This is a genomic window from Mycobacterium sp. ZZG (genome assembly GCF_054786995.1).
Genome location: NZ_JBTBFV010000046.1, coordinates 37,131 through 43,854, shown reverse-complemented (window position 1 = coordinate 43,854; position 6,724 = coordinate 37,131). Strand labels below are relative to the sequence as shown.

Here is a 6,724-nt window from a genome sequence, read left to right as displayed (position 1 = left end):
GGATCGTCGCCGCGCCCACCCCTCCAACTCGGCCCGCTCGTCAGTGGTCAAGACAATCTTCGCGGCATGAGGTGTCGGCACAACCCAGTCTAACAACTAGATCGCAATTAATGACTCAGGACACTAGATCGCCTGTGGGATACCAGCTGTCGGCGGTGAAGATCTCTTCACGGCTGCGGCGGCAGATACCGCGCATCACGTGAGGACCGCGGATGTGGATCATTCCGACCGCACCCGTCGGCGCCGGCTCACCGGAGTCGGTGTCGACGATGCGCACCTGCATGCCATCGAACGGTTTGCCGCAACTGCCCCAGGCGGTTTCGGGCATGTCGGTGTCGGCCGGGTATCCGCAGTACGGCCCGAACGACTCGGTCATCCCGAGCAACCTGGCCCGGGCTCCGGGCCGGGACCGCAACGGCGCCGGGAGCAACGCGTCGAGGCTGCCCGCCCGCAGCTCGGTCAGCTCGACCCCCGCCGCCGGCAGGTGCCGCGCCAATGCCTCGGCCTGGTCCGGCCAGCCGCGGAACAGCGTGACCCGCTCGTCTGCGATGAGGCGCAGGGTCGACTCGGGTTGTGGCACCGGCTCGGTGATCAGCGTCGCTCCCGCCGTCAGCGCGGACAGCAGCCCTGCGCCCAGACCGCCGATCCAGAAGAACGGCATCGGCAGGTACAGCCGGGTGTCGGCGTCGATGCAGCGTGCGACGAGACCGGCCCGAACCGCACCGATCGCGTTGCCGTGCGAGTGGCACACGCCCTTGGGCGCACCGCTGCTTCCGGAGGTGAACACGATGCTCATCGGGTCGGCAGGCCGCACACCCCGCGACATCGCCTCGGCGACCTCGGCGGCTGCCGGATGGCTGGGCAGCGCGAACACCTGCCCGGGCGTCCGCACCGTCCGCAGCGAGGGAGGGGCGTCCAGGTCGTCGAGATAGCGGTGGCCGCGGAACTCGCCGACGGCGATCAGATGCTGGACCGAGGCGGTGCGCAGCTGCGCCGACAGTTCCCGGCGGGTGAGCAAGGTGCTCAGCGGTACCACCACGGCCCCGATCCGCATCAGCGCCAACGCGATCCGCGCCCACGCCACACCGTTGGGCATCAACAGCCCGACCCGCGCACCCTTGCCGATGCCCGCTGCGACCATCGCTGCGCCGAACTCTCGGGTGAGCCTGTCGAGTTCGGCGTAGCTGATCCGCTCGGCGGGGTCGACGATCGCGTCCTTGGCGCCGTGGCGCGTGGCGTGCGCGCGCAGCAGTGCGTCGATCGTGTCAGTCATCGAAAAGTCCTCGCAGGGCGGCGAGATCCGCCTTGCCACTGGACAGCGTCGGGATTTCGGCGTGCCGCACCGCGATGACCCGCAGGGGGATCTTGTATGCCGACAGCTCGGGGCGCAGTGCGCGCTGAAGGCTGGGCAGGTCGACCGGGGCGCCGCTGCCGGTCGCGATCACGGCGGCGACGAGTTGACCACGTTCGACATCGGGTAGTACGACGACATGGACGGCGGCATCCGGATCAGGGATCACCGCGGTGATCGCCTTCTCCACCTCGGCGGGAGCTACGTTTGCGCCCGCGGTCTTGATCATCGCGCCGGCCCGCCCGACGAAGTAGTACACGCCGTCGCTGTCGCGCCGCACCAGATCCCCGGTGTCGAACCAGCCGTCGCCGTCGAAACAGTCCTCGCGGGCACGGCCCCAATAGCCCTGCATCAGGAACGGCCCTCGCAGCAGAAGGATCCCGAGAGCGTTCACCTCGACGTCAGCGCGGGTGTCGGGGTCGACGATCCGCGCCTCGAACCCGGGAGCCAGGAACCCGAACGAGCCGCGGCGTGACTCCGGCTGATCGGACTCGTCGCCGCTGAGAAGCACGACGCTGCCCGCCTCGGTCATCCCGAGCATGTTGTGCCGCAGTTCGGGGTCGGCCGGTCGCGCGTCGACGGCCATGATGGGGTAGAGATTGCCGCGCCGCATGGAGGACAGGTCGCGGTGCGCGAAGCTGGGATGGCGTGGCAGGTGCGCGATGCCGGCGACGAATCCGTTGGTGAGGGTGGGCTTCTCGGACTCGAGCAGGTCGAGGGTGTCGGCCGCGTCGGTGGCATTGGAGCAGATCAGCGTGGCACCGGCCACCAGGACGGCCAGCAGGCCGAACGCGAATCCTCCGATCCAGAAGAACGGCGAGTTGCAGAACAGGCGATCGTCGGCGGTCAGTCCGCGGATCTCGTTGAGACTGCGTTGATGTGCCAGCAGCGCCGCGTGGGTGTGCACGACGCCCTTGGGATCACTGGTCGACCCCGACGTGTAGATGATCGCCATCGGGTCGCAGCCCTCGACGTCGTCCTCCAGGGCACGCAGCGATGCTTCGTCGATGGATCCGGCATGTGCGACATCGTCTTCGGTGTCGAACAGCACGTGCCGCAGCACCGGTGCGGTGGCGGTGAAGACAGATCCGGTTGTCAGCGGTGCGCCGACGGCGTCGGTCAGCGTCTGCACGTAGTCGCGGGAGCGAAAGCTGCGCGCGGCCAGCAGCACCGAGACGTCGCTGTGCACCAACTGCCTGTGCATCTCCGGCACGGTGCCGAACGTGGAGAACGGAACCGCGACGGCTCCGATGCGGGTGGCCGCCAGCATCGCGACGACGAAGTCGGCGCCGTTGGGGTACAGCAGGCCGACGTGCGTGCCTTTTCCGACGCCGAGTGCGACCAGCTTCCGAGCCAGCACGGCCGAGCGTTCAACGGCCTGGCCGTGACTCAGGCGGGTGCGATCGCAGATCAGCAAGGGCTTGTCCGGCGGCGTCCGCTGCCGGCGCAGCACTTCGGCGACGGTCACCGGGACAGCGGTCACGACGGCGCGAAGTGGGAGCGCACGGCGACCAGGTCGGGTTTTCCCGACGGGGTGCGCGGAATGGCGTCGGTGATCTCCAGCTCGCTCGGGATCTCATAGCGCGCCAGCCGGGTCTGCAGGTAAGCCAGCAGCTCGTCCGGTGCTGCGTGGATACCGGGGCGCAACTCGACCAGCGCGACGGGGGTTTCGCCGAGCCGTGGATCCGACCGCCCGACCACCGAGGCGCCGGCCACCGCGGGATGTCCTTCGAGCGCGCTCTTGACGTCGTCGGGCATCACCTTGAACCCGCCCCGAATGATCGCCTGGTCGGCGCGCCCGAGGATCCACACGAATCCGTCTTCGTCGATGCGGGCCAGGTCGGTGGTCTGCATCCAGTCACGGCTGCCGGCCATCTGGGCCGGAATGACTTCCAGCAGACCCTGCTGCCCGGGCGGCACAGGCGCGCCGCTGTCGTCGACGACGCGCAGCTGTGCGCCCGGATTGGCCCTACCGACGCTGCCACGTTTGTCTCGCCAGAATCTCTGGTGGTCCGTCAGCGTCCAGCCGGCCACACCGCCGCCGAATTCCGTTGCCGCGTAGGAGGTCAGCACCGGGATGCCGAACTTCTCGGTGAACGCGTCGGCATCATCGGCGGATAGTGGGGCGGTCCCCGACGTCACGACACGGATGCCGTCCAGATCCTCGCGGGTCAGATCGGAGTGCAGCACCATCCTCAGTGCCGCCGGTACCAGCGACACGGCGCGGGGGCGGTGCTCACGCACGGCGTCGGCCCACTGCTTGAGGTCGAACTTCGGCAACAGCACGAACGGTCGTGCCTCGGCCAGGCACAGCAGCACCCGATACACCCCGCCGACGTGCACCAGCGGCGAGTTCACGATCGCCACGCTGCGCCGTAGCTCGGTCGGTGCCGCCGCGTCGGAATCGGCGCCCAACACGCTGCGGGCCAGCATGTCGTAGGTGAGATCGACCCGCTTGGGTGGGCCGGTGGTGCCGCTGGTCAGCATCCACACCGCCACTCCCGGGCGGCCCGCGTCGTCGGAGGCGCTGCCGAGGCGCAGCTTCGGCGGCTCATCGAGTCCGTCGATGGTCACCGTGGTCGCCGTCGTGTCCGGCGCCGAGGTCGCGAGGTCTTGGGAGGAACCGATGATGATCGGCAGCCGCAGCGCCTGGATGTCCGACCGGGTGCGGTCGTCCCCGCGGGCCGGATTGATGACGACGACGGTGCCGCCGCCGGAGAGTACACCCAGAAGTGCCGCCACGTGGGCGGGACTGTTACGCAGCATGATCCCCGCACGAGCGGTGCCGACGAGGTCACCGATGCGGTGCGCCACGGTCCCGACCTGCTCCCAGGTGGTCCACCGGCCGTCGAACTGGATCGCCTGTCCCGCCGGGTCCAGAGCCAGGACATCGTCGATTCGTTGCGAAAGCCGATGCCGCATCAGCGGATCCGCGGCGGGGTCTTGGGGACGGGGCGCTCGGCCAGCTCTGCCTGGGCGATCGGGTTGCCGAGCCTGGTGTAGATCAGGCCCTGGTCCATCGCCGCGCGGTACGGTTTGTCCAGCGATTCCCAGATCGCTTTCACCGTGCCCTGGGTGGCGGTCGGGGGCTTGGCTGCGACCGTCGCGGCGATCTCGTGTGCGCGTTCCCACAGCTCGTTCTCGGCGACCACTTCGGTGACCAGGCCGATGCGTAGCGCGGTCTGTGCACCGACGCGTTCGTCGTTGCCCATCAACGCCATTCGCAGTGTGTCACCGAGGCCGACCCGGCGCATCAGGCCCACCGGCTCCAGTGCGGACACCAGCCCGGCGCTGACGTGGGAGTCGAAGAACGTCGCCCCCTGCGAGCAGATCACAATGTCGGCCTCGTTGACGAAGTACAACGCGCCGGCGGTGCACATGCCCTGCACGGCGCACACCACCGGCTTCCACATCTTCTGCCATTTGGGGCTCAGCAGCTCGCCGGGATCCTCGTGATTCCAGACGATTTCGGGCTGCCCGTAGCTGGATCGGATGTCCAGGCCGGCGCTGAAGGCCCGTTCACCCGCGGCGCGCAACACCACCGCGTTGATGTCCTCGTCGGCCTTGAGGATCCGCCAGACGTCCTTCATCTCCTCGCACATCGTGCGGTTGAAGGAGTTCAGCGTGTCCGGCCGGTTGAGGGTGACCGTGCCGACGCGGGCTTGGTAGTCGAGGTCGAGCAGGACCGTGTCGAACGTCATCGGGGGCTTGTGATCTTCGGGCCGGCGCTCATCGGCACTGCCAGTTGGGGGTGCGTTTCTCGACGAAGGCCAGCGGTCCCTCCTGGGCGTCCTCGGTGCGCACCACGCGCTCGCGGAATGTCTCGGCGAGGATCTCGCCCTCCAGGAGCGGTAGGTCGAGGGTCTTGTGGATGGCCAGCCGGGTGCCGCGCACCGCGAGGGGGGCGTTGGAGTTCACGATGTCGGCGATTTCGTGGGCACGCTCGAGCAGCTTGTCGTGTTCGACGACCTCGGTCACCATTCCCAGTTCGTAGGCGCGCTCGGCGCTCATGCGCTCGTGCTTACCCATCAACGCCATCCGCAGGGCCACCGACCGCGGCAAGGCGCGGGCCAGTCGCACCATCTCCCGGGCGGCGACCAACCCGATGCTGACGTGGGGGTCGAAGAAGGTGGCCTTGTCCGACGCGATCACGATGTCCCCGGTCGTTACCCAGTCGAGCCCGGCGCCGCAACAGATCCCGTTGATCGCGGCGAGCACCGGTTTGGCCATCCGGCGGAACGGGGGTGTGCCCTCTTGCGGGGCTTCCCACTGGTCGTAGGTCGACAGATAGGGCCGTTCGTAGATGACCTTGCCGTCCTCCGGGATCTCCTTGACGTCCGCGCCGGTGCAGAACGCCCGGCCGGTCCCGGTGACGATCATCAGCCACACGTCATCGTCGTTCTCCACCTCGTCGTAGGCCGCCCGCAGTTCACCGATCATGTGCGGGGACAGCGCGTTGAGTGCCTCGGGCCGGTTCAGCGTGATGGTGGCCTTGTGTCCGTCGACCTCGTAGCCGATGGTGTCGTAGGTGTGGGGACTCACGTGTCTTCTTTCCTCATTCGCCCTTGAAATCGGGAGCGCGGCGAGCCCGGAACGCTGCCAGTCCCTCTTTGAAATCTGCTGTCCGACAGGCCAGTTCCAGACTCGCCAACTCGTGGGCCATGGACTGGGGCAGGGTCGCGTGCAGGCCGTAGTTGATCGCCTGCTTGGCCAGCCCGAGCGCCACCGTCGGTCCCGATGCCAGCCGGGCCACCAAGTCGCTTGCCGCCGCGTCGATCTCGTCGGCCGGGAGCGCCTGATGGATCAGCCCCCAGTCCGCGGCGTCGGCGCCGGTCACCTTCTCGCCCAGCAGCAGCATGCGTTTGGCGCGCGCCACACCGGCAAGGCGTGGTAGCAGCCAGGTCGAGCCGGAATCCGGACTGAAGCCGCGGTCGACGAACGGTTCCCACAGGTTCGACTCGGGAGTGGCGAGGGTGAAGTCCGCGGCGAGGGCGAGATTGGCGCCCAGCCCGACCGCCCAGCCGCGCACGGTGCACACCACCGGCAGGTGAATTGCGGCGATCAATTCGACAACCCGGTTGGCCGCGTGCGGGATACGCCGGACGAGGTTGCCCGGCCTCGGTCTGCGGCCACTGCTGTTGGTGGCGACCCAATCGGCGCCGGAGCAGAAATCCTCGCCGGCGCCGGTCAGGTGGATCGCACGCACCGAGTCGTCCGAGGCGGCGCAGGTCAGGGTCGCGACCAGATCGTCGATCATCGGGTGGCTCAGCGAGTTTCGCCGGGCGGGTCGGTCGAGAATGATCCGCAGGACCGCGTCGTCCCTGACGACTCGCACCGCGCCGGCGTCGTCTCGCACCAGGCACCGTCCCTTCA

Annotated in this window: 5 protein-coding genes and 1 pseudogene; all 6 read right to left on the bottom strand. The window is 68.5% G+C overall.

Features of this window, described 5'->3' with window-relative positions:
* Positions 1-124 precede the first annotated feature (124 nt).
* A pseudogene (locus ACXMYJ_RS21650) lies at positions 125-1,273 on the bottom strand (class I adenylate-forming enzyme family protein); the annotation flags it as partial.
* Positions 1,266-2,819, bottom strand: a complete 1,554-nt coding sequence (locus tag ACXMYJ_RS21645) for a class I adenylate-forming enzyme family protein (protein ID WP_460358827.1) — start codon at positions 2,817-2,819, stop codon at positions 1,266-1,268. The pseudogene ACXMYJ_RS21650 and the gene ACXMYJ_RS21645, both read right to left, overlap by 8 nt.
* 11 nt (positions 2,820-2,830) lie before the next feature.
* Positions 2,831-4,273 carry a class I adenylate-forming enzyme family protein gene (locus tag ACXMYJ_RS21640; RefSeq protein WP_443188765.1) on the bottom strand — a complete coding sequence of 481 codons (1,443 nt, stop codon included), beginning with the start codon at positions 4,271-4,273 and terminating at the stop codon, positions 2,831-2,833.
* Positions 4,273-5,052: an enoyl-CoA hydratase/isomerase family protein gene (locus tag ACXMYJ_RS21635; protein ID WP_443188766.1), complete on the bottom strand. Its 780-nt coding sequence runs from the start codon at positions 5,050-5,052 to the stop codon at positions 4,273-4,275. Before ACXMYJ_RS21635 ends, ACXMYJ_RS21640 begins: the two co-directional genes overlap by 1 nt.
* 28 nt (positions 5,053-5,080) lie before the next feature.
* Complete coding sequence (locus tag ACXMYJ_RS21630; protein WP_460358820.1) at positions 5,081-5,893, bottom strand: enoyl-CoA hydratase/isomerase family protein; 813 nt, start codon at positions 5,891-5,893, stop codon at positions 5,081-5,083.
* A 13-nt stretch (positions 5,894-5,906) separates the two neighbouring features.
* The gene (locus ACXMYJ_RS21625; RefSeq protein ID WP_460358819.1) at positions 5,907-6,707 is read right to left on the bottom strand and encodes an enoyl-CoA hydratase-related protein; all 801 of its coding nucleotides are present in this window, start codon (positions 6,705-6,707) and stop codon (positions 5,907-5,909) included.
* Positions 6,708-6,724 lie beyond the last annotated feature (17 nt).

What these genes read in the sequence shown, in the direction of transcription:
- ACXMYJ_RS21635 (WP_443188766.1), bottom strand. Translation starts at nt 5,052, where the DNA reads ATGACGTTCGACACGGTCCTGCTCGACCTCGACTACCAAGCCCGCGTC.
- ACXMYJ_RS21640 (WP_443188765.1), bottom strand. Translation starts at nt 4,273, where the DNA reads ATGCGGCATCGGCTTTCGCAACGAATCGACGATGTCCTGGCTCTGGAC.